The 21039-nt window shown below is 62.4% G+C and carries 23 protein-coding genes and 1 pseudogene; 9 read left to right on the top strand and 15 right to left on the bottom strand.

What is annotated here, in order from left to right:
* The first annotated feature begins 100 nt into the window (after positions 1–100).
* Together HX801_RS22350 and HX801_RS32320 are read left to right on the top strand one after the other, a co-directional pair.
* The gene (locus HX801_RS22350) at positions 101–358 is read left to right on the top strand and encodes a hypothetical protein (RefSeq protein WP_226476283.1); all 258 of its coding nucleotides are present in this window, start codon (positions 101–103) and stop codon (positions 356–358) included.
* Positions 359–399: 41 nt separating this feature from the next.
* Positions 400–480, top strand: a pseudogene (locus HX801_RS32320) (outer membrane lipoprotein carrier protein LolA); the annotation flags it as partial.
* A gap of 9 nt (positions 481–489) precedes the next feature.
* Here the strand turns inward: HX801_RS32320 and HX801_RS22345 are convergent.
* From HX801_RS22345 to HX801_RS22335, 3 genes are all read right to left on the bottom strand, one after another.
* On the bottom strand, positions 490–858 hold the full coding sequence (locus HX801_RS22345) for a lysozyme inhibitor LprI family protein (protein WP_177022744.1): 369 nt from the start codon (positions 856–858) through the stop codon (positions 490–492).
* Positions 859–870: 12 nt separating this feature from the next.
* The gene (locus tag HX801_RS22340; RefSeq protein ID WP_008436945.1) at positions 871–2061 is read right to left on the bottom strand and encodes a sugar transporter; all 1191 of its coding nucleotides are present in this window, start codon (positions 2059–2061) and stop codon (positions 871–873) included.
* Between the two features lie 88 nt (positions 2062–2149).
* Entirely contained in the window at positions 2150–3148 is a 999-nt protein-coding gene (locus HX801_RS22335; protein WP_087694198.1) for a bile acid:sodium symporter family protein, read from the bottom strand.
* Between the two features lie 85 nt (positions 3149–3233).
* Here HX801_RS22335 and HX801_RS22330 point away from each other — a divergent pair, with 85 nt between their 5' ends.
* Entirely contained in the window at positions 3234–4022 is a 789-nt protein-coding gene (locus HX801_RS22330; RefSeq protein ID WP_177022743.1) for a helix-turn-helix domain-containing protein, read from the top strand.
* A 218-nt stretch (positions 4023–4240) separates the two neighbouring features.
* On the opposite strand, the gene HX801_RS22325 is transcribed toward HX801_RS22330, so the two are convergent.
* From HX801_RS22325 to HX801_RS22295, 7 genes are all read right to left on the bottom strand, one after another.
* The gene (locus HX801_RS22325) at positions 4241–5476 is read right to left on the bottom strand and encodes a Zn-dependent hydrolase (RefSeq protein WP_177022742.1); all 1236 of its coding nucleotides are present in this window, start codon (positions 5474–5476) and stop codon (positions 4241–4243) included.
* The gene (locus tag HX801_RS22320; RefSeq protein ID WP_010173377.1) at positions 5473–5964 is read right to left on the bottom strand and encodes an L-2-amino-thiazoline-4-carboxylic acid hydrolase; all 492 of its coding nucleotides are present in this window, start codon (positions 5962–5964) and stop codon (positions 5473–5475) included. The genes HX801_RS22325 and HX801_RS22320 overlap by 4 nt, the downstream gene beginning before the upstream one ends.
* A gap of 31 nt (positions 5965–5995) precedes the next feature.
* Positions 5996–7135 (bottom strand): branched-chain amino acid ABC transporter substrate-binding protein, encoded by a 1140-nt coding sequence (locus HX801_RS22315; protein WP_177022741.1) that lies wholly within the window; start codon positions 7133–7135, stop codon positions 5996–5998.
* A gap of 66 nt (positions 7136–7201) precedes the next feature.
* Positions 7202–7918 (bottom strand): ABC transporter ATP-binding protein, encoded by a 717-nt coding sequence (locus HX801_RS22310; RefSeq protein WP_008436935.1) that lies wholly within the window; start codon positions 7916–7918, stop codon positions 7202–7204.
* On the bottom strand, positions 7911–8684 hold the full coding sequence (locus HX801_RS22305; RefSeq protein ID WP_177008269.1) for an ABC transporter ATP-binding protein: 774 nt from the start codon (positions 8682–8684) through the stop codon (positions 7911–7913). The genes HX801_RS22310 and HX801_RS22305 overlap by 8 nt, the downstream gene beginning before the upstream one ends.
* A complete protein-coding gene (locus tag HX801_RS22300; RefSeq protein ID WP_087694203.1) occupies positions 8681–9766 on the bottom strand; it encodes an ABC transporter ATP-binding protein in 1086 nt (361 codons plus the stop codon). Before HX801_RS22300 ends, HX801_RS22305 begins: the two co-directional genes overlap by 4 nt.
* The gene (locus tag HX801_RS22295) at positions 9763–10710 is read right to left on the bottom strand and encodes a branched-chain amino acid ABC transporter permease (protein ID WP_003207963.1); all 948 of its coding nucleotides are present in this window, start codon (positions 10708–10710) and stop codon (positions 9763–9765) included. Before HX801_RS22295 ends, HX801_RS22300 begins: the two co-directional genes overlap by 4 nt.
* A 172-nt stretch (positions 10711–10882) precedes the next feature.
* Between HX801_RS22295 and HX801_RS22290 the strand changes: the two genes are divergently transcribed.
* Positions 10883–11782, top strand: a complete 900-nt coding sequence (locus HX801_RS22290) for a LysR substrate-binding domain-containing protein (protein WP_134326868.1) — start codon at positions 10883–10885, stop codon at positions 11780–11782.
* Positions 11783–11919: 137 nt separating this feature from the next.
* Here HX801_RS22290 and HX801_RS22285 read toward each other — a convergent pair whose 3' ends face one another.
* The gene (locus HX801_RS22285; protein WP_177022740.1) at positions 11920–12921 is read right to left on the bottom strand and encodes an ABC transporter substrate-binding protein; all 1002 of its coding nucleotides are present in this window, start codon (positions 12919–12921) and stop codon (positions 11920–11922) included.
* Positions 12922–13078: 157 nt separating this feature from the next.
* On the opposite strand from HX801_RS22285, the gene HX801_RS22280 reads away from it, so the two are divergent.
* Positions 13079–13975 (top strand): LysR family transcriptional regulator, encoded by an 897-nt coding sequence (locus HX801_RS22280; RefSeq protein ID WP_177022739.1) that lies wholly within the window; start codon positions 13079–13081, stop codon positions 13973–13975.
* A 120-nt stretch (positions 13976–14095) separates the two neighbouring features.
* Positions 14096–14524 carry a hypothetical protein gene (locus HX801_RS22275; protein WP_177022738.1) on the top strand — a complete coding sequence of 143 codons (429 nt, stop codon included), beginning with the start codon at positions 14096–14098 and terminating at the stop codon, positions 14522–14524.
* Positions 14525–14539: 15 nt separating this feature from the next.
* Here HX801_RS22275 and HX801_RS22270 read toward each other — a convergent pair whose 3' ends face one another.
* A complete protein-coding gene (locus HX801_RS22270; protein ID WP_177022737.1) occupies positions 14540–15289 on the bottom strand; it encodes an SDR family NAD(P)-dependent oxidoreductase in 750 nt (249 codons plus the stop codon).
* A gap of 147 nt (positions 15290–15436) precedes the next feature.
* Here HX801_RS22270 and HX801_RS22265 point away from each other — a divergent pair, with 147 nt between their 5' ends.
* Positions 15437–16306 carry an AraC family transcriptional regulator gene (locus HX801_RS22265; protein ID WP_177022736.1) on the top strand — a complete coding sequence of 290 codons (870 nt, stop codon included), beginning with the start codon at positions 15437–15439 and terminating at the stop codon, positions 16304–16306.
* 19 nt (positions 16307–16325) lie between these two features.
* Here the strand turns inward: HX801_RS22265 and HX801_RS22260 are convergent, their stop codons facing one another.
* From HX801_RS22260 to HX801_RS22250, 3 genes are read right to left on the bottom strand one after another with little or no spacing between them, the layout of a single operon-like run.
* On the bottom strand, positions 16326–17303 hold the full coding sequence (locus HX801_RS22260) for a trans-acting enoyl reductase family protein (protein ID WP_177019462.1): 978 nt from the start codon (positions 17301–17303) through the stop codon (positions 16326–16328).
* Positions 17300–17701 (bottom strand): VOC family protein, encoded by a 402-nt coding sequence (locus HX801_RS22255; RefSeq protein WP_177022735.1) that lies wholly within the window; start codon positions 17699–17701, stop codon positions 17300–17302. The genes HX801_RS22260 and HX801_RS22255 overlap by 4 nt, the downstream gene beginning before the upstream one ends.
* 16 nt (positions 17702–17717) lie before the next feature.
* Positions 17718–18461: an SDR family NAD(P)-dependent oxidoreductase gene (locus HX801_RS22250; RefSeq protein ID WP_177022734.1), complete on the bottom strand. Its 744-nt coding sequence runs from the start codon at positions 18459–18461 to the stop codon at positions 17718–17720.
* A 139-nt stretch (positions 18462–18600) separates the two neighbouring features.
* On the opposite strand from HX801_RS22250, the gene HX801_RS22245 reads away from it, so the two are divergent.
* Both HX801_RS22245 and potE read left to right on the top strand, forming a co-directional pair.
* Positions 18601–19497, top strand: coding sequence for an AraC family transcriptional regulator (locus HX801_RS22245; protein WP_174717787.1), 897 nt, complete (start codon positions 18601–18603; stop codon positions 19495–19497).
* 50 nt (positions 19498–19547) lie between these two features.
* Positions 19548–20864, top strand: a complete 1317-nt coding sequence (gene potE / locus HX801_RS22240) for a putrescine-ornithine antiporter (RefSeq protein WP_177022733.1) — start codon at positions 19548–19550, stop codon at positions 20862–20864.
* The last annotated feature ends 175 nt before the right edge of the window (positions 20865–21039 follow it).

Here is a 21039-nt window from a genome sequence, read left to right as displayed (position 1 = left end):
TCCCGGTTCGCCAACCTGCGTACAGCTGTCACCCATTCGTTTGGCGACGATAGGTGACAGCCTCAATTAATTAGACCGAGGCTTTACCATGAATCGATACATGCCCCTTACAGGCAACGATTGCGACATCCCTTCCCTGCTCATCGACACCCAAGCGCCGCTCGACGTACTCCACCAGGCTGCCGCTTACCGCATCAACGCCGTGACCCAACTGCTGGAAAATATCGCCTTCCGCGAAGAAATCAGCAGTGACGCCGTCGTGCTTCACGACTTTGCACGCCTGCTCGCCATTCCTCTACGCGATGGCTGTGACCTGATGGACGTAATAGGCCGCCGGATCCAACCTAGCGACGCCTGAACAAAGCACACCCTGCTTCTGTAGGAGCAAGCTTGCTCGCGATGGACGTCAACGATAACTCGGGAAGCCTGACACCCAACGGCGCTCTCAGGTTTTTCGCGAGCAAGCTCGCTCCTACAGTAAGCGGCCGTTCAGAACGGCCCCTTCGTCATCACCCGCTCATCAATAAAGCTACGCAACATCGCAATACGCTCCGTATAGGCTTTGCTCAGGCAACTGACTTGGGCGCCGCACGTATGCCGTTGCTTGAGCCACACAGCCTGATCATCCATCAACGAACCGCGCCCGCCCATGGCCATGAAGTGCCGATTGAGGTCATAGAGCAGCGCCATGGTCACGTCCTGATCATTCAGGGAGCGCGTGGCACAGATGGTTTTCTCGTCAGGCGCCTTCGCCCGGTCACAGTCAAAACTGGCCGCCAGGCTCACAGGGCTGAGCCACAACACAGAAAACCCGGCGAGCACTGCGAATACCGCCGGTTTAATCAAACGAACTGCCATGAAAATCACCTCCTACAGAGGGCTACGCGCCACACCCTGCCCAAACCGATAAATCGCCAGGCAATACCCAATCAACGCCACCGCTGCCAGCAACCCGCCCGCCGCGCCGATCCAGGCAAAACCAAAGTGGCTGCCCACCCAACTGCCCATCAACGCCCCACCGCCAATACCGATGTTGTAGATCCCGGAAAACATCGCCATCGCCACATCCGTGGCATCCGGCGCCAGCACCAGCACCTTCGATTGCAACGCCAGGCCAAAACCCATGATGGCCATGCCCCAGAACACACTCAGGGTCACCAGGTACGACACCTCGCCACTCAACGGCAGCAACAACGCCAGGCACAGCGCCAGTATGGTAACCGCGCTGATCAGGAAACGATGGGGGCTAAAGCGATGCACCAGGCTGAACAACAACGAACCAATAATCCCCGCGCCGCCAAACACCAGCAGGATCAGGGTCACCGTATTGCCACTCATACCGGCAACACCTTCAACAAACGGCTCAACATAACTGTAGGCAGTGAACTGCGCCGTCACCACCATCGCCGTCAGCACATACAACGCCACCAGCGCCGGGCGCTTGAACAACAGCGGCAAGCTGCGCAGCGAACCGGAGTTCTGGCTCGGCAGCAGCGGCAAGGTGCGCGCCAGCCAGAACACCAGCCCGGCGGCAAACGCGCCGATCACCAGGAAGGTGGTGCGCCAGCCCATGGCTTCGCCCAGCAAACGGCCCAGCGGAATACCCAGAACCATCGCCAGGGAAGTACCGGTAGCCAGCAACCCAAGGGCCTGCACCTGCTTGCCCTCCGGCGCCAAACGCACCGCGAGGGAGGCAGTAATCGACCAGAACAACGCATGGGACAGGGCAATGCCGACCCGGCTGAGCATCAGGATGCCAAAGCTGGTGGCCACGCTGGACAGGATATGGCTGGCGATAAACATGCCGAACAGCACGATCAGCAGCTTGCGCCGCTCGACGTTACGGGTCAGCAGCATCACCGGCAGCGAGGTCAGGGACACGATCCACGCATAGATGGTCAGCATCAGGCCGACGCTGGCGATGGGCATGTCGAAGCTCGCGCCGATGGCACTCAGCAGGCCGACCGGTACAAATTCGGTGGTATTGAAAACGAAAGCGGCCAACGCGAGAGCGAAGACCGGTTGCCAGTTGGCTTGAGGTGTTGCGGCGGAAATGCTCATTGACAGGTCGTCGTACTCGTTTGCGCGCAGATCAAGCCGGCCCGATGCCGGGCCTTGAGCCGCGCGCAAAAAATAGTAACACGACGATTCAGGGATCGACTTGCCCCATCAGCTCGGGAATCGACTCAGGACGCTTGGCATAGCGCTGGGCCAGCGCCGCGCAGACCATCAACTGGATCTGGTGAAACAGCATCAGCGGCAAGATCAGCACCCCCATGCTCGCCCCGGCAAACAACACCTGGGCCATCGGCACACCGGTGGCCAGGCTTTTCTTCGAGCCGCAGAACAGAATGGTGATCCGGTCTTCCTGGCTGAAGCCAAAAGCCTTGCCCAGCACCGTGGACGCCACCAGCACCAGCGCCAGCAACACACAGCACGCCACCACCAGGCCACCCAGCTCCCACAACGGAATTTGGTGCCAGATGCCCTCGTTGACCGCTTCGCTGAAGGCGCCGTAGACCACCAGCAAAATCGAGCCCTGGTCGACGAACTTCAGCCAGGATTTGTTACGCCCTACCCACTCGCCGATCCAGCGACGGGCGATTTGCCCGGCGATGAACGGTAGCAACAATTGAACACTGATTTTCAGGATCGCATCGACGGTGGAGCCGCCATCGCCATGCACATTCAGCAGCAACGTCACCAGCAATGGCGTCAGGAAGATCCCGAACAGGCTCGACGCCGCCGCGCTGCAAATCGCCGCCGGGATATTGCCCCGGGCCAGCGAGGTAAAGGCAATCGCCGACTGCACGGTGGCGGGCAACGCACACAAATAGAGCATGCCCATGTACAGGTCTTTACCGATCAGCGGCGACAACACCGGCTTGAGCGCCAGGCCCAGCAACGGAAACAGCACGAAGGTCAGGCTGAACACCAGCAGGTGCAGGCGCCAATGACCCGCACCGGCAACAATGGCCTGGCGCGACAGTTTCGCGCCGTGCAGGAAAAACAGCAGCGCGATGGCCAGGTTGGTCACCCAGCCAAAGGCCACGGCGGTCTGGCCGCTGGCGGGCAGCAGGGACGCGAGGATCACCGTGGCCACCAGGGTCAGGGTGAAGTTGTCAGGTAAAAAGCGTGGGCGGGTCATAGGCCAATCTTCCAGGGGTTGCCAAGAGCATCGTCGCGACTCTAACGTAACGGCTTGTTACCGACTAACGCCAATGAGCCAGTAAATGCCGCCAAAAGGACATGACAAAACCGTGCGCCGCAGCGTGCCCGGGCTTTCCAGCCTGCCCAGGCCGGTGTATGGCCGCACCGAATCCCTGCCCAACCGCGCGCTGACCCGCCGCCATAGTCACCCGTGGGTGCAGTTGTCCTACGCAATATCCGGGGTGCTGGAGATCCAGACCAGCGTAGGACGCTTCGTCGCGCCACCCCAGCGGGCCGTGTGGATACCGGCCGGCATGCCACACCGGGTGTTCAGTTCGCCCCATACCGAGATGCGCAGCCTGTACCTCGATTGCAGCGTCACCGCCTGGGCGGCCGACCGCTGCCAGGTGCTGGCGGTGAGCAGCCTGTTGCGCGAGTTGATTCGCAGCTTCAGCGAATTGCCGGTGGAATACGCCGAGGATGGCCCGGATGGACGGCTGGCCCAAGTGGTGCTGGACCAACTGGCCGCCGCGCCCCAGGTCGACCTGATGTTGCCGCTGCCGGCCGACAGCCGCTTGCGGCAGATTTACCGCAGCCTGAACCTGCACCCGGAGCAGCAAACCACCCTGGGGCAGTGGAGCCAAAAACTGGCGATCAGCGAGAAAACCCTCAGCCGGCTGTTCCTGAGCGACACCGGCCTGACCTTCCGTGCGTGGCGCCAGCGCCTGCGATTGTTGAGCGCCCTGCCCGCCCTGGAACAAGGCGAACGCGTGACCGATGTGGCGCTGGCCTGCGGCTACGAATCCACCTCGGCCTTCATAAACGCCTTCCGCCAGCAGTTCGACGCCACACCCGGTGAGTTCTTCCGCTGACCATCAGACAAAGAAGCTCCAGAGCGAAAACTGGGTTTCCTATGGGAACTCGCCCCCCCCCTGTGGAAACTCGGTCCCCTGTGGGAGCTGTCGAGCTTTAGCGAGGCTGCGATGGCAGCCTGACTGTCGACATCTCTATTGCCTGACAGGGCCTCATCGCAGCCTCGCTAAAGCTCGACAGCTCCCACAGGGAACCCAGTTGAACAGTTAAACCTCGCTCACTCCCCCGCCTTGGCCAACACCGCCTGCAACAACACATCCGCCCCCGCCGTCGACCACTGCGGATGAATCTCCTCCGCCTCGTTATGGCTCAGCCCATCCACACACGGCACAAAAATCATCGCCGTCGGCGCCACCCGGTTCAGGTAGCAGGCATCATGCCCGGCCCCGGAAATCATGTCGCGATGGCTATACCCCAACGCTTGCGCCGAAGCCCGCACCACCTCCACACACTCAGGGTCGAAGGCAATCGGCGCGTACTGGAAAATCTGCTTCACGCTGTGCTGCAAACCAATCCCCTCGGCAATCCGCGCCACCGCCGCGTGCAGCTGCTGATCCTGATACCCCAGCACCGCTTCATCCGGGTGCCGAAACTCGACACTGAAAAACACCCGCCCCGGCACCACGTTGCGTGAATTGGGGAAGATATTCGCCATGCCCACCGTCGCCCGCCCTTCGGCGCCCTGTTCCAGGCCGATCTGGTTCACCGCCTCCACCACCCGGGCAAACCCGAGCAACGCATCCAGCCGGTGATCCATCGGCGTCGTCCCGGCATGGGCGCTGCGCCCGCTCAGTTCCACTTCATACCAGCGCTGGCCCTGGGCGCCGGTGACCACACCGATGGTCAGGCCCTGTGCCTCAAGAATCGGCCCCTGTTCGATATGCAGCTCAAACGCCGCATGCACCGCCTGGCCACCCACCGGATGCGCACCGGCATAGCCAATCTGCTGCAACGCCTGGCCGATGGTGATCCCGGCCTTGTCTTCCCGGGACAGGCCGTACTCCAGGTCAAACACCCCGGCATACACCCCCGAGGAAATCATCGCCGGCGCAAACCGCGAGCCTTCTTCGTTGGTCCAGTTCACCACTTCGATTGGCCGCTCGGTCTCGATCCCCAGGTCATTCAAGGTGCGCAGCACCTCCAGCCCGGCCAGCACGCCGTAGATACCGTCGTACTTGCCGCCCGCCGGCTGGGAATCGCCATGGGAACCGGTCAGCACCGGGGCCAGGTGATCCTGGCGCCCGGCGCGACGGGCAAAGATATTGCCCATGGCATCCACCCGAATGCTGCAACCGGCCGCCTCGCACCATTGCACAAACAGGTCGCGACCGCGGCGGTCCTCATCCGTGAGGGCCAGGCGCGAGACCCCGCCCTTTTCGGTGCCGCCGATCTGCGCCATTTCCATCAGCGAGCCCCACAGGCGCTCGCCATTGACCCGCGCCAAGTCGTTCATGAACGCGGCTCCTGGGGTTTGGCCCGGTAGCGGAAGTCACAGTGATGGGCACCGCCCATGATGGTCTGGGTGCGGGTCAGCTTGATGTCCGGGTTGTAGCCGACGATAAACAGTTCGTCGCGGTTGCAGGACAGCAGGTGACCGATCTCGCCCAGGCCCATCTCGTGATACATCTCGGCATAGCGGCAGCGCTTCACGTCATAGTCGTAGTGCTCGGCGTCGCTGGCGATGATCTCGACCTTCAGCGCATCGTCCTTTTCCCAGAGCACTTGCAGCTCGACAAAGCTCTTGAGGTCGGCGCCCTGCTCTTCCAGCTCGGCAAAGTGCTTGCCGGCCTGGATCGCTGCATTGCCCACCGCCTCGCCGATCACCGCCGCCGCAAAGTCCTTGCCCTGCTCGCGCACCAGGATCTCGTAGATCGGCTTGATGATTTCGGCTTCGATCCGCCGCCGGGCCAGGATGCCCAGTTCACCTTCCAGCTTGCTCATTGTGTGCCTCCGTCAGCTCCACAGAATTCGTTTACTTGCCGCCCGCCACACTCACTGGCTGCCACTGATTGCCCTTGACCTGATACACGGTGAACGACGGCTTCTTCAGGTTGCCCTCGGCATCAAACGCAATGGTCCCGGTCACGCCCTGGTAGCTGATGGCGCGCAGCACCGGCAGGTACTTTTGCGGGTCCACCGAGTCGGCCTTCTCGATCGCCGCCACCAACACCCCGACACCGTCATAGGCAAACGGCGCGTGCAGTTCGATCGGCGCCTTGTAGCGATCCTTGTAAGCCTGCTCGAACGCCTTGCCACCCGGCATCTGCGCCACCGCCAGGCCCGGCTCCAGGGCAATCACGCCCTCGCCTTCGTTCTGCGCCAGTTGCAGGAAGGTCTGGCTGACAAACCCACCGGCCCCCATCAGCGGTGCCTTGATGCCCAGTTGCTTGATACGCCTGGCCAAAGGCGCGGCCTGGGAATCGACGCCACCAAAGAAAATCAGATCCGGGTTTTGGCTGCGGATATTGGTCAGCACTGCGCTGAAATCGATGGTCTTGTCGTCGACGTATTCACGAGACACCACCTTGGCGCCACCGGCCTCGATGGATTTGACGAACTGGTCGGCCAGGCCCTGGCCGAATGCGGTGCGGTCGTCGATCACCGCAATGCGCCGGGCCTTGAGGGTGTTCAAAGCATAGTCGCCGGCCACCTGGCCGCCATCGTCGTCATGGCCCATGATCCGGAAGCTGGTGTCGAAGCCCTGCTGGGTATACGCGTGCCCGGTAGCAACCGGGGCGACTTGCGCGATACCTGCATCGTGATAAACCCGCGCCGCCGGAATGCTGGTGCCGGTGTTCCAGTGGCCAACCACGCCCACCACGCCTTCGTCCACCAGGCGCTGGGCCACGGTGACGGCGGTGCGCGGGTCGGACTGGTCGTCCTCGGACAGCAGCTTGAAGGTCACCGCCTCACCGTTGATTTTCGGGTGCTTGCCGTTGGCCGCGTCGATGGCCAGTTGCGCGCCGTTTTCCAGGTCCTTGCCGATCCGCGCCGACGGGCCGGTCAACGGCCCGGCCAGGCCGATCAATACGGTCTGGTCGGCCTGGGCCATGGCACTCGCCAGGCTGCTCAGGGCCAGGCCGATGACTAGGGTGTGCTTGAAAGTCTTCATCAGTGGTTCCTGTTTCTTTACGGGCTGGTCGGAACACGCCGGGCGTCCGGTAGCGTCAGGGTTGATTCATTCACCGAGGTAGGCACTGCGCACCTCGGGGTGGTCGAGCAATTCATGGGACGGGCCAGTGAGGCTGATACGCCCGGTGTCCATCACATAGGCACGGTCGGTGACCTGCAGCGCGAGCCGGGCGTTCTGCTCTACCAGCAGCAGGGTCATGCCCTGGCGGCACACGTCGTCGATCACCTGGAAGATCTTCTCCACCATGATCGGCGCCAGGCCCATGGACGGTTCGTCCAGCACCAGCAAGCGCGGCTTGGAGAGCAGCGCCCGGGCCAGCGCGAGCATCTGTTGCTCGCCACCGGAGAGCAGGCCGGCGGACTGCTGCAGGCGCTCCTCCAGACGCGGGAAGTGCTCGAACAACTGGCGGATCTCGCGGTTCACCTGCTCGGTGTCACGACGCAGGAAGGCCCCGGCCTGGAGGTTTTCCAGGACGCTCATGCGCGCAAAGATCCCGCGCCCTTCCGGTACCATCGCAATGCCCTGGCGCAGCAATTGGTCCGGCGCCTGGCCGAGGATCGAACGCCCGGCGAAGTGAATCTGCCCCGCCGCTGCCGGCAGCAATCCGGTCAGGGCCTTGAGGCTGGAGGTCTTGCCGGCACCGTTGGCGCCGATCAACGTCACTCGCTCGCCTTCGCCGATGTGTAAATCCAGGGACTTGACCGCTTCGATGGCGCCGTAGCGCACCTGCAAGCCGTCGACTTTCAATAAAGGTTCAGACATGGGCGCTGGCTCCCAGATAGGCCTGGATCACCGCCGGGTCGTGGCGCACCTCGGCAGGCGCGCCCACGGCGATCACCTGGCCGTAATCGAGCACGCTGATGCGGTCGCACACCCCCATCACCAGCTTCACGTCGTGCTCGATCAGCAGCAGCGTGTGGCCGTCGTCGCGGATCTTTTCCAGCAGGCCGCGCAGTTGCACTTTCTCGGCAGCGTTCATCCCGGCGGCCGGCTCGTCGAGGGCCAGCAAACGTGGTTCAGTGGCCAGGGCCCGGGCGATTTCCAGTCGGCGTTGATGGCCGTAGGACAGGCTGTCGGCGCGGTAATTGGCGAACCCCGCCAGCCCGACATACGCCAACAGGCGATGGGCATGGGCGCGGGTTTGCGCTTCTTCTTCCCGGGCTCGACGATGGCGACTCAAGGCGGCCCACACGCCATTGCGGGTGCGCACATGGCGGCCGACCATGACGTTTTCCAACGCGCTCATGGTGTTGAACAGGCGGATATTCTGGAAGGTCCGGGCGATGCCGGCCTGGGCCACCTGGTGCACGCTGGCCGGCTTGTAGTCCTCGCCGTCGAGCTGGAAGCGCCCGGAATCCGGGGTATACAGGCCGGTCATCACGTTGAAGAAGGTGGTTTTACCGGCGCCATTGGGGCCGATCAAGCCATAGATCTCCCCAGGCTGGATGCTCAGGCTCACGTCGGTCAGCGCCGCCACGCCGCCGAAGCGCTTGTTCACCTGGTCAATCTGCAACAGCGGCTGATTCATCGCGCCACTCCTTTTGGCCACAGGCCTGCCGGTCGATAGAGCATCGCCAGGATCAGCGCGAGCCCGTAGAACAACTGACGAATGATTTCCGGGTCCACCAGCACCTGGCCGAACAGCGCCTGCTGCAACGGGCCCATGCTCGCGCGCAAGGCTTCGGGCAACGCCGCCAGCAATACGCAGCCGAGAATCACCCCCGGGATATGGCCCATGCCGCCGAGCACCACCATCGCCAGCACCGCGATGGACTCATTGAGAGTGAAGGACTCCGGCGAGACAAAGCCCTGGAACGAGGCGAACAACGCCCCGCTCACGCCGCCAAACCCGGCACCGATGGCGAACGCCAACAGCTTCAAGCGCAGCGTGTTGACGCCCATGGCCTGGGCCGCTTCCTCATCTTCACGAATCGCCACCCAGGCCCGCCCGATGCGCGAACGCTCCAGGCGAATGCAGGCAAACAGGATCAGCACCACCAGCGCGGCGAACAGGTAGTAATACAGATAGACCGAAGGCAGGCGCAGGCCGAACAGCTCCTGGGTGCGCCCGAGGTTGATCCCCAGCAGGTTGACCGGGTCGACCTGGGAAATACCTTTGGGCCCATTGGTGATGTTCACCGGGCGATCCAGATTGCGCAGCAATATGCGGATGATTTCACCAAAGCCCAGGGTCACGATGGCCAGGTAATCGCCGCGCAGGCGCAAGGTCGGTGCGCCCAACAACACGCCAAAGCCCGCCGCCAGCAACGCGGCCAAGGGCAGGATCAACCAGATCGAGGTGTGCATGCCCGCCGGCAGCAGCGCCATCAGCGCCGGGAATTGCTGCAACAGATGCGGCGAGGACAGCAATGCGGCGAGGTACGCGCCCACTGCGTAGAACGCGATAAAACCCATGTCCAGCAGCCCGGCGTAACCCACGACGATGTTCAGGCCCAGGGCCAGCATGATGTACAGCAACGCGAAATCGAGGGTGCGCACCCAGGTATTGCCGCCGGCATGCCCGACAATCCACGGCGCCAGCACCAGCGCCACGGCGAACAACACAAGGCCAAAGCTGGCGCGCTGGCGGGAGGTATTCAGGACACTCATGCGCGGGTCGCCAGTCGTTCGCCCAACAGCCCCGAAGGACGAAACACCAGCACCGCGATCAACACGATAAAGGCAAACACATCCTGGTAATTGCTGCCGAACACACCCTGGGTGGCAGCGCCCAGGTAGCCGGTACCCAGGGCTTCGATCAACCCCAGCAGCAGGCCGCCAAGCATCGCGCCCTTGAGGTTGCCGATGCCGCCCAATACGGCCGCGGTAAACGCCTTGATGCCCGGCAGGAAACCCATGTAGAAATGCGCGCTGCCGTAGTTGCTCGCCATCATGATCCCGGCCAATGCCGCCAGGGCGCCGCCAATGGCAAAGGTCAGCACGATGATGCGATTCGGGTTAATGCCCATCAGGCTCGCCACCTGCGGGTTCTCGGCCACGGCGCGCATGGCCCGACCAAAGCGTGTGCGTTCCACCAGCACCAGCAGCGCGACCATTACCGACAGTGCGACGGCAATGGTGGTCAGGGCGGTAGCGTTGGTGATCGCCGGATGCGCCGAAGCTCCGGCGAGCACTTCAATCGGTTCCAGCGGCAGCAGTTGCGGGAACATCTGCGGGTTACGCGTCCACACCAACATGGCGATGGTTTGCAGCAACAACGACACCCCGATGCCGCTGATCAATGGCGCCAGGCGCGGCGCATTGCGCAGGCGCCGGTAAGCGACCCGCTCAATCAGCACCGCGAGTACCGCGCAGAACGCCATGGCAATCACAGTGGCTGCCAGCAGCACCAGCACCGGCGGCATCGCCGGCCATGTCACCTGCAACAGGCGAATCACCGAGAGGCCCACCAAAGCGCCAATCATCAACACATCGCCATGGGCAAAGTTGATGATCCGCAAAATGCCGTAGACCATGGTGTAACCCAAGGCCACTAGCGCGTAGAGACTGCCCGTCATCAAACCATTGAGCAGCTGCTGGATAAACGCATCCATGGAAACCATCGACCTCACTACTGACGAGGGCGGCACACTAAGCATCTATTCTGTTTTTATCAAATATCAGAAATTCATATGGTTATGCCAAACGCATAAAGCGCTATAAACGCCATAAATACGGCATTTATGGCTCTTTATTTGCCATCTCACTTAGTATTTAATTCAACACATGAATAATTTAGAACAGTTAGCCAATGACCCGCCGTTGCGTGCCGTGCGCACCTTCGAAGCGTTTGCCCGCCATGGCGGAGTGAATTCCGCTGCCCGCGAGCTGGACGTGTCGCCCTCCGCCGTCAGCCATCAACTGCACCTGCTGGAAAGCTTTCTGCAGCAAGCGCTGACCTTGCGCCAGGGCCGCAACCTGGTGCTCACCGAAGAAGGCCGCGAGTACTACCGCGCAATTCGCTCGGCCTTCGCCGTACTGCGCAGCGCCACCGAACATGTGCGGGAAAAAAGCGCCACACGCCAGGTCACCATCAGCCTGATCCCGCTGTTCGGCATCAACCTGTTCATCCCGCGCCTGGCACAGTTCCTCAAGGACCACCCGGCGCTGGACATCAACGTCACCTACGCCAACCACCGCAGCTACCCCAGCGACGCTGCCGATTTATCGATCCGCTTCGGCACCGGGCACTGGCCGGGGTACCACAGCGAGCCGCTGATTTCCGGGGCGGTGACGCCGTATTGCAGCCGCGCATTCCTGGAGCAACACGGGCCGATCGACACACCTGAGGCGCTGAGTGAATTACCGCTGTTGCACGACGAAGAACGTGGCACCTGGAGCCAATGGTTCCAGGCCGCCGACGTGCATCACGGGACCGCGTTGAATGGTTTGCTGCTGGAGGATGGTCAGTTGGCGCTGACGGCCACGCTGACCGGATTGGGCTGCTCACTGCTGCGCGCGCCACTGGTTGCGCCGCATGTGGCAAATGGGGAGTTGGTGAAGCTGTTTGATCTACAGGTCGATGATGGCCGCCAGTACTACCTGTGCCGGCGGGCCAACAGCGAGTTGTCGAGCGAGGGGAATCACTTGTACGACTGGATCAAGAACAACCTTGCGGGGAATTGAAAACACCGCAGATCCAATGTGGGAGCGGGCTTGCTCGCGAATGCGGTGGTTCAGCCAGCACATGTATCGACTGACCCACCGCATTCGCGAGCAAGCCCGCTCCCACATTTTTGTGTGCGTTTCAATTCAGAATGGAGTCAGCTGCCGTTCCCGCCATGCGCCTCTTCAAAGAAGTAATCCTTCCAGCTCCCCGCCTTGTTCTTCAACACGCCCAACTCCTGCAATTTCTCGGCATAGATATAGGTACGCTGCGGCACGATGGTGAAGTCGATTTCCGGGTCCTGGACAATCTTCTCCACCAGCGCCAGCGGTAGCTTCGACTGCTCTACACGAATGTAAGCCTGGGCCGCTGCCGGCTTGTCGGCCTTGATGATTGTCTCGGCCTCGGCCAACGCGTCATAGAACGCCTTGTAGGTCTTGGGGTTCTCGTCGTGGAATTTCTCGGTGGTGTACAGCACATTGAACGTCGCCGGGCCGCCGAGAATGTCGTAGGAACTCAGCACCTTGTGCACCTTGGGATTCAACAACTCCTGGTACTGGAACGGCGGGCTGGAAAAATGCGCGTTGATCTCCGAACCGCCAGCAATCAGCGCCGCAGTGGCGTCCGGATGCGCCAGGCTGATGGAGATATCGTCGAACTTCTTGTAGTTGTCGTTCCCGAACTGCTTGGCGGTTTCAATCTGCAAGGTACGCGACTGAAAACCCACACCGGCGGCCGGTACGGCGATGCGGTCTTTTTCGCTGAAGTCCTTGAGGGTCTTCACATCCGGGTTATTGGTCAGCAGGTAGTTGGGCATCGAGCCCAGCGAGGCGATGGCCTTGACGTTCTGCTTGCCCTTGGTGCGGTCCCACAGCGTGAGCATTGGCGGCACACCCGCCGACACCACGTCCAGCGCGCCGGCCAGCAGCGACTCGTTCATCGCGGTGGCGCCGGAGATACTGTTCCACTCCACCTTGATGTCCAGGCCCTGTTCCTTGCCGTGTTTCTCGATCAGGTTCTGGTCACGAACCACGTCGAGGATCAAGTAGCCGATGCCGAATTGCTGGGCGATGCTGATCTTGCCTTCGGCGTGTGCACCAAGGCTGAGGAGCGCACTGGCTGCTGCCAGGAGCGTCAGGGTGGGTCGTTTTATTATCATGAGAACGCTGCCGCGAGGTTGAGAAGGGTTGCGAGCGTAGCGGCCCACGTACAGTGCGAAAAAGAATATCGCGATCTATGGATATACGAAAAACACTGCCCGCCGGCGCTGCTATATTGCGCGCCTGTGCCTGATGTCATCCCCGGAGCCACTCTGCATGCTGCGCACCAACCTCAACGAGATGCTGATCTTCATGGCGGTGGTCGATGGCGCCAGCTTCGTCGCCGGTGGGCAGGCGATGGGCCTGACGCGCTCGGCCGCCGGCAAAGCCGTGGCGCGCCTGGAGGACAGCCTTGGTGTGCGCCTGTTGAACCGCACCACCCGCACCTTGAGCCTCACCGACGAAGGCCGCGCGCTGTATGACCAGGGTCTGGAGATCCTCGCCGCAGTGGACAACGCCCAAAGCCGCATCGGCCAGCCCACCGGGGTACCGCGCGGTTTATTGCGGCTTACGCTGCCCGATACGTTCGGGCGCAAGGTGTTGCTGCCGTTGTTGAAGAAATACCTGCGCGCCTGGCCCGAGGTGCAGGTGGAAGTCAGCTTCAGCGACCGCACCGCCGATATCGTCGAGGACGGCTTCGACCTGGCCATCCGCATCGGCAGCGCCAACACCGACCGCCAGTTGGTGTCCCGGGTGGTCGCTCGTTATCAGGCGCTGCTGTGCGCCGCACCGGACTATCTCGCCGAGCGCGGCATACCCCGCGACATGGACGCCCTCGCCCACCACGACTGCCTGTATTTCAGCAGCCGCACGCGCAAGCAAAGCTGGCGCTTTCGCGAATCGGACGGCACCTGGGTCAAGGCGTACGGGCGCAGCCGCCTGCGCCTGGACAGCGGCGAAGCACTGCGCGACGCTGCCGTGTCCGGGCTGGGCATCGCCTTGCTGCCGGACTTCGTAGTGGCCGAGGACCTGGCCGCCGGACGCCTGGTACAGGTGCTGCCCGACCTGGACGCCGGAGACGTGGAGATCCTGGCGATGTACCCGAGCAAACGCTTCCTGGAGCCTCGGGTACGGCGCTTTATCGACCTGATGGTGGATGAGCTGGCGGACTGATCACCGTAACAAGGGCATTGGCGAATGGACGTCCCCACTGAGGCGACCGAAAACTACCCGCCCACGCCCTTCGGCTGGTATCGTGCCGCCCTTGAAAAAACCGCTGCGAGGAAATGGACCTTGAACACTGACGAAAAAATGACCGGGGACCTGTTCGAGGTGGACAAACGCCTGTCACTCAAGCCCGTGGTGGACTTCAACAACTACCTGCGCAGCGCTTTCGGCGATGGCCCCTGCACCTGCATCCGCTGCGTCGCCAGCGAAGGCAACGAGGCCGGTTACGAGTTTCAGCACACCTTCGATTTCGACGGCAAAAAAACCCACCGCCGCTTCGCCTCCACCGCCGGCAGCGACGTGCTGCTGATACTGAAGAAAGCCTGGTTGTCTTACACCAAGGCCGAGCTGCCGTTGAGCGGCGCGCTGGGGCTGGACACGGTGAAAGAGTTTGTCGAGCCGCAATTGCACAAGCGCGTGGCACCGCTGTTGCTGGCCAGTGGGTTGGTCAAGGATATGGAAGGTGAATGGCGGATGCAGCCGCAGGCCGCCTGATCCGCCCTGCGTTGATCAGTAACCCACGCCACGCACCCCACCCGAAACGCGAATGGATTCGCCGGTGACCCAATGGGCGTCGTCGGACGCCAGGAACACCGCAACCGGCGCGATATCATCCGGCTCGCCAAAGCGCCCCAGCGGCGTGCCCGCGATAAGCTGCTGGCCAAATTCCCCGGCAAAATTGCCGGCGGTGGCCGGCGTATTTGTATGCCCCGGAAGGATCGAATTGACCCGGATCCCCTTCGGCCCCAGTTCACGCGCCAAGGCGAAGGTCAGCGTATCCACCGCGCCTTTGGTCGCCGAGTAGACGCTGGAGGCCAGGTAGGGATCGGTGCTGAGGATCGAGCTGATATTAATGATGCTGCCCCCTTGGCCAAACAACTTGACGGCTTCCCGAGCAGCCAGGAGATACCCCAGTACATTGAGGTTGAACTGGCGATGGAACGCCTCTTCGGTCAAGTCCTCGATCATCTGGAACACCGCGACACCGGCATTATTGACCAGGATGTCCAGGCGACCATATTCGCTTCTGATGGTGTCGAATAGTTGAATCACGTCGGCTGCCAGGCTCATGTCGGCCCGAACACTCATTGCGTTGCCGCCGTCGGCCTGGATCTGCGCCACCACCCCATCGGCCTCGGCTTTGCTGGATGAATAGTTGACCACCACCGTGGCCCCCGCTGCGCCCAGTGCCTTTGCGATACCTGCGCCGATGCCTTTTGAGGCGCCGGTAACAACTGCGATTTTTCCGTCGAGCTTCATGATGTGACCTTCCAAAGGATAAGTGATACCGCTTGCCTACAGTATTCAGGCCGCAGCGGATGCAGCGGTTGCCGGTTCTTCTCCCGTGCTTGCCTATTCTTCTCGCCTGGCTTGCGTTGCCCGGCGGCGTGCCTCATGTTCAACGCCATGAACAATCAACTCGATGAACTGCGCAGCCTGGTCATGCGTGCTGGCAACCAATGGACTGATACCGGCTTGCCGCGTGTGACGATGGTGCGGGCCGAAGCCTGTGCCGATCAGGTCTACCAGCCGATGCTGCACCTGGTCCTGCAAGGTTCGAAGACCTTGTGGATAGGTGACCAGGAGCAAACCTACGGGCCCGCCAGCTATTTCGTGGTGCCCGTAGAGGTACCCGCCACCGGCCAGATTCACCCCTGCGCGCCGGGGCTGCCTTATCTGGCTCTGAGCCTGACCCTGGACCACAACGTGATCGCCACGCTATTGGCCGACGAGATCGAAACCGGCGAGCGCACGACCGACAGTTGCTTTGCCGCCGTACCTGCACCCGCCGAGCTGATCGATGCCTGGCTGCGCATGCTGCGGCTGATGGACCGGCCCAGCGAAGTTGCGGTATTGGCGCCGATGATCGAGCGGGAGATTCTGTTTCGGGTCTTGCAGGGCCCGCTACGGGCAACGTTACTGGACATGGCCCGTCCCGACGGCCGCCTGGCGCAGATCCGCCGCGCGACCGAGTGGATTCGCCAGCATTTCAATCAACCCTTTCGCGTTGAGCCATTGGCCGCCATGTCCGACATGAGCGTCGCGGCGTTCTATCGGCACTTCAAAGCCATTACGGCCATGACCCCGATTCAGTACCAGAAACGCCTGCGCCTGCTCAGGGCACGCTGGTTGCTGCTGTTCGACACCAAGGATGCAGCGTCGATTGCATTCAGCGTCGGTTATGAAAGCGCCTCACAGTTCAGCCGCGAATATGCCCGGCTATTTGGCTTGCCGCCGGGGCGTGATGCCGCCAGGTTCAAGGCGCCTGGCGGGTGACGAGGGTCCGGTGATTGGCTTACACGTCAATAATCGTGGTACCCGCGATGGTTTCGGCAAACCCCATACCCAACACTCGCCCCGGCGTTGCGAACCCCGGTTGGCGTTCACCGGCCAACACCCGGCGTGCCGCCTCCACCGCCGCCAATGGCGTGTAGGTGTAGCCGTTGACGGTCTCGATCACCGAACGCACCACCCGGCCATCGGCCCCTGTGACTTCTGCCACTGCCCGGGCACGATGGGCCTCACGCTGTTGAAGACTGGGGCCGTCGGGCAGTTGTGACAGGTCACCCTCGGGAAACGCATCGCCGCTGATGTGCACGAACATGGCGATATTCGGGATGCCCGTGGAATGCCACGCCGTCACCAAATCACCAAAGGACAGCGGCGCACACAGTACCGGGCCATCGCCAAAATCCATGAACTGCGGTTGTGCATCCGGGGTAGCGATGAGCTGCCCGTCCACCCGCACCAGGAGCCCCGCACCGATGATTTCACCCACGCTCAAGGCCGAGCCCCGGGACATGGGACCGGCGACCTGCAGCGCGACTTTCAGCGACTGCGGGTTCTGAACACGGCGCGCCACATGCATCGCCAGACAATCCGTCGGCACCACGTCCCAGCCAACCCCGGGCAACAGCATGACGCCTGCCTCAGCTGCACGCGCGCCCAGTTGCCTTGCCAAGCGGTAAACGTTGATTTCGGCGGTGATGTCCAGGTAGTCGACGCCTGCTGCAATACACGCCTGCATCAGCGCGCCCGCCGTCTGCGCAAACGGCCCCGCGAAGTTCAACAGCACGTCGATGCCATCCAGGGCGTCCGTTTCCAGGGTGTCCGGGCTGAATACTCGGTACGGCACACCCAGTTGCGCAGCCAGCGGTTCCAGCCGTTGGCGGTTGCGCCCGGCGATCACCAGGTCCAGCCCGTGTGCCTTGGCGTTTTCGGCCGCCATGCGTCCGGTGTAGCCCGTGGCGCCGTAGATCATTAAGGTTTTCATTGGACGTGCTGCCAGTTCTTGTAGACAAATTCCAGGCTGTAGCCGTCAGGGTCCAGCACGTTGGCCGCGTAGTAGTTCGGGTCATAGTGCAATCGTGCCCCAGGGGCTCCATTGTCGACGGCGCCCGCGTTCATCGCCGCCAGGTAAGCCGCATCGACCTCGACCCGGCTGCCGGCGACGAACCCCACATGCACCGCCCTGCCCTCGACCGCGCCCTCGCGCAACCAGAAGAAGATCCGCCCGTTCGCGCCGAACCCCTTGAGGTCCGGGTGGCCCGGCGGGCCGTCCTTGCCGTCGTAGTCGTGGCGCGTGGTGATGCCCAGCGGTGTCAGTGCAGCACGGTAGAAATCAATCGAGCGTTGTATGTCGCTGACCGACAAAAACAGATGATCCAGCATAGTTCAGCCTCGCTTTTCAGATGAGGTAACCGCCCGCGACCTCGATCGTCTGGGCATTGATCCAGCGGCCTTCGTCAGACAGCAACATGGCGATCACACGCGCCACGTCCTCTGGCTCCCCAACCCGACCAAGGGCGGTTTGTGCAGCCAGCAGCGCTTCGAACTCATCATTGAGCCCGCCGCCCAGTTCGGTACGGATGGCTCCCGGAGAGACGGCATTTGCACGGATATGCCGCTCGCCAAACTCCTTGGCCATGTAACGGGTGAGTACATCCAGCGCGCCCTTGAAGGCTGCGTAAGGTGCTACGCCAGCGGTGGCGACGCGAGTTGTCGCGCTGGTGAGGTTGACGATGCAGGCGTGGGCTTGCAGCAGCGGCAACAGGGCTTGAGTCAGGAAAAACGGCCCTTTGAGGTGCACATTCAGCAGGCCGTCGAACTGGGCCTCGGTGACCGATTCCAGGGGATTGAACAGTCCATAACCGGCGTTATTCACCAGGCCATTCAACCCACTCACACCCCAGGTGGCCGATAACGCCTGCTTTACCGCCTCGCCAAAACCTTGGAAGGAACTGATGTCGGCCACGTCCAATGGCAGCGCGACCGCCTTGCCGCCCGACGATACGATTCGCTGCACAACCGCCTGGGCGGCCTCTGGATGATTGTTGTAGGTCAGGATCACGCCCATGCCTTGCCGGGCACACAGTTCTGCGGTGCTGGCACCAATGCCACGGCTGCCGCCGGTAATGAGGATAACGCCCATGTGTGGCTCCACTGCTTGCTCAAATGAGTCACCACAGTAGGCTTGCGCGCCTGCGCCGACGCAGCCGTTCCTGCTCGAAACCTGCCTGTTTCTGCTTTTTGCTTGCACAGGGCACACCTGGGCGCTCAGCATGCCCGGCATGAACACACAACTGATCGAACTGCGTACCCTGGCCGCCAAGGCTGAAAACCGTCGCACTGAAACCGGCATCCCGCGAGTGGCCATGGTCCAGGGCGCGATTCCCGAGCACATGCTGGCCGCGGTGTACGACCCGATGATCAACCTGATCCTGCAGGGCAGCAAATCCATGACGGTGGGTGATCGCACGCTGCGATACGACCCGGCGACCTATTTCGTGATGTCCATCGAACTGCCCGCCGTGGGCACCGTGCACCCGGCGGTGACCGGCGAACCCTACCTGGCGGTCAGCCTGACCCTCGACCCGACGGTACTCGCGACGCTGCTGAGCGACTTGCCCAAACCTGCCGGGCGCTACGACCACGATGCGGGTTTTTCCGTGGCCGCCGTCACCCCCGAACTGATGGACGCCTGGCTGCGCATGCTGCGGCTGATGGGCAACCCTGAGGCGATCACAGCCCTCGCACCGGTATACGAGCGCGAGATCCTCTACCGCGTATTGCAAGGCCCCCACGGCTGGATGCTGCGTGAAATCGCCGCGCCGGACACCGCCATGGCCCGGGTGAGCCAGGCCATCCAGTGGATCCGCCGAGACTTCGCCGAACCGATCCGGGTCGAAGCCCTGGCACAGAAAGCCGCAATGAGCGTGTCGGCCTTTCACCGCCACTTCAAGGCCGTCACCAACCTGAGCCCGTTGCAGTACCAGAAGCGCGTGCGCCTGCTACAGGCGCGCACGCTGATGGTGGGCGGCGCCAGGAACGTCACCAGCGCCGCCTTCGAAGTCGGCTATGAAAGCGCCACTCAGTTCAGCCGCGATTACGCCCGGGTGTTCGGCCTGCCGCCGGCTCGCGATGCCGCGCGAATCCTCGGAGAAAACCGGAGCCCGAAGGCACGCTGACCACAACGTGCTAGCCTGCCATCGCACGCCCCCACGACAAGGAGTTGCCGATGGCCGAGCCAAGCAAAAAGATGAGCCTGATGGGCCTGACCACCCTGGTGGCGATCAACATGATGGGCTCGGGCATCATCATGCTGCCCGCCAGCATGGCGCAATTGGGTGCGATTTCGCTGCTGTCGTGGCTGATCACCGCCGTGGGCTCGATGGCGATCGCGTACTGTTTTGCCCAGTGCGGCCTCTTCTGCACCCGCACCGGCGGCATGTCGGCCTACACCGAAGAGGCCCACGGCAAGTCCGGGTTCTTCCTCTGTTCGTTCCTGTATTTCCTGTCGCTGATCATCGCCAATGTGGCGATTGCGATTTCGGCGGTGGGCTACCTGTCGTCCTTCATCCCGTGGCTGGGCAGCGGGCCGATCCCGTTGTTTATAGGCACCCTCGGGCTGATCTGGCTGACCACCGTGGCCAACTTCGGCGGCCCGCGCCTGACTGGCCGGATCGGCGTGATCACCGTATGGGGCGTGATCATTCCCGTGGCGGGCTTGAGCGTGTTCGGCTGGTTCTATTTCAAGGCCGAGGTGTTCAGCGACGCCTGGAACCCCAACCAGTTGCAACTGTGGGATGCGATTGGCGCGAGTATCCCGCTGACCCTCTGGGCCTTCCTCGGCATGGAGTCCGCGGCCCAGGGCTATGACGCGGTGGAAGACCCCAAGCGCACCGTGCCGCTGGCCTGCCTGCTGGGCACCCTCGGCGCGGCACTGGTGTATGTGCTGTCCACCAGCGTGATCCAGGGCATCGTGCCTAACGCCGAACTGGCCGAGTCTTCCGCGCCGTTTGCCCTGGTGTATGCGCAGATCTTCACGCCGCTGGTGGGCGATATCATCATGGCCCTGGCGGTAGTGGCGTGCATCGGCTCGCTGCTGGGCTGGCAATTCACCTTGGCGCAAACGGCCAAGATGTCGGCGGACCAGCGCCTGTTTCCGCGCTTCTTCAGCCGGATCAGCCGCGCCCACGCGCCCGTGTTGGGGCTGATTGCCTGCGCGGCGTTGCAGAGCTTGATTGCCTTGTCGACCATCTCGCCCACAGCCAGTGCGCAGTTCGGCAAGTTGGTGAACCTGGCGGTGGTGACCAATTTGATTCCTTACGTCACCGCGCTGACCGGGCTGCTGGTGATGATGCACAAAGCGCGGGTGGCGGCGGTGGTGTATGCGCGCAATACCACGGTGTTGCTGATTGCCGTGGGGTATTCGCTGTATGCGATTTATGCGTGTGGTGAGGAGGCGGTGTTTGGTGCGACGCTGGTGTTGGCGTTTGGGTATCTGTTGTATGGGTTTTTGGCGCGGCGGTTTATCACGGCCGGTGGTGGGTGAATATCCGTTATTTTGGTGATGGCTGAGATTGGTTCCGCTCTTACAGCGGCTCACTTTTGAAGAGCGCAAAAGTAAGCAAAACGCTCTTGCCCCACCACTCGGCTCCTCGCTTAGGCTCGGTGTGCCCTCACTCCGGCTTTGGACCGTGGGCCGCCGTCATGGGCCATCCCTGGCC

It is taken from the genome of Pseudomonas sp. G1002, from assembly GCF_013385455.1.
Taxonomy (GTDB): Bacteria; Pseudomonadota; Gammaproteobacteria; order Pseudomonadales; family Pseudomonadaceae; genus Aquipseudomonas.
The sequence above is the reverse complement of the archived record's forward strand: the minus strand, read 5'-3'. Positions and strand labels throughout refer to the sequence as shown.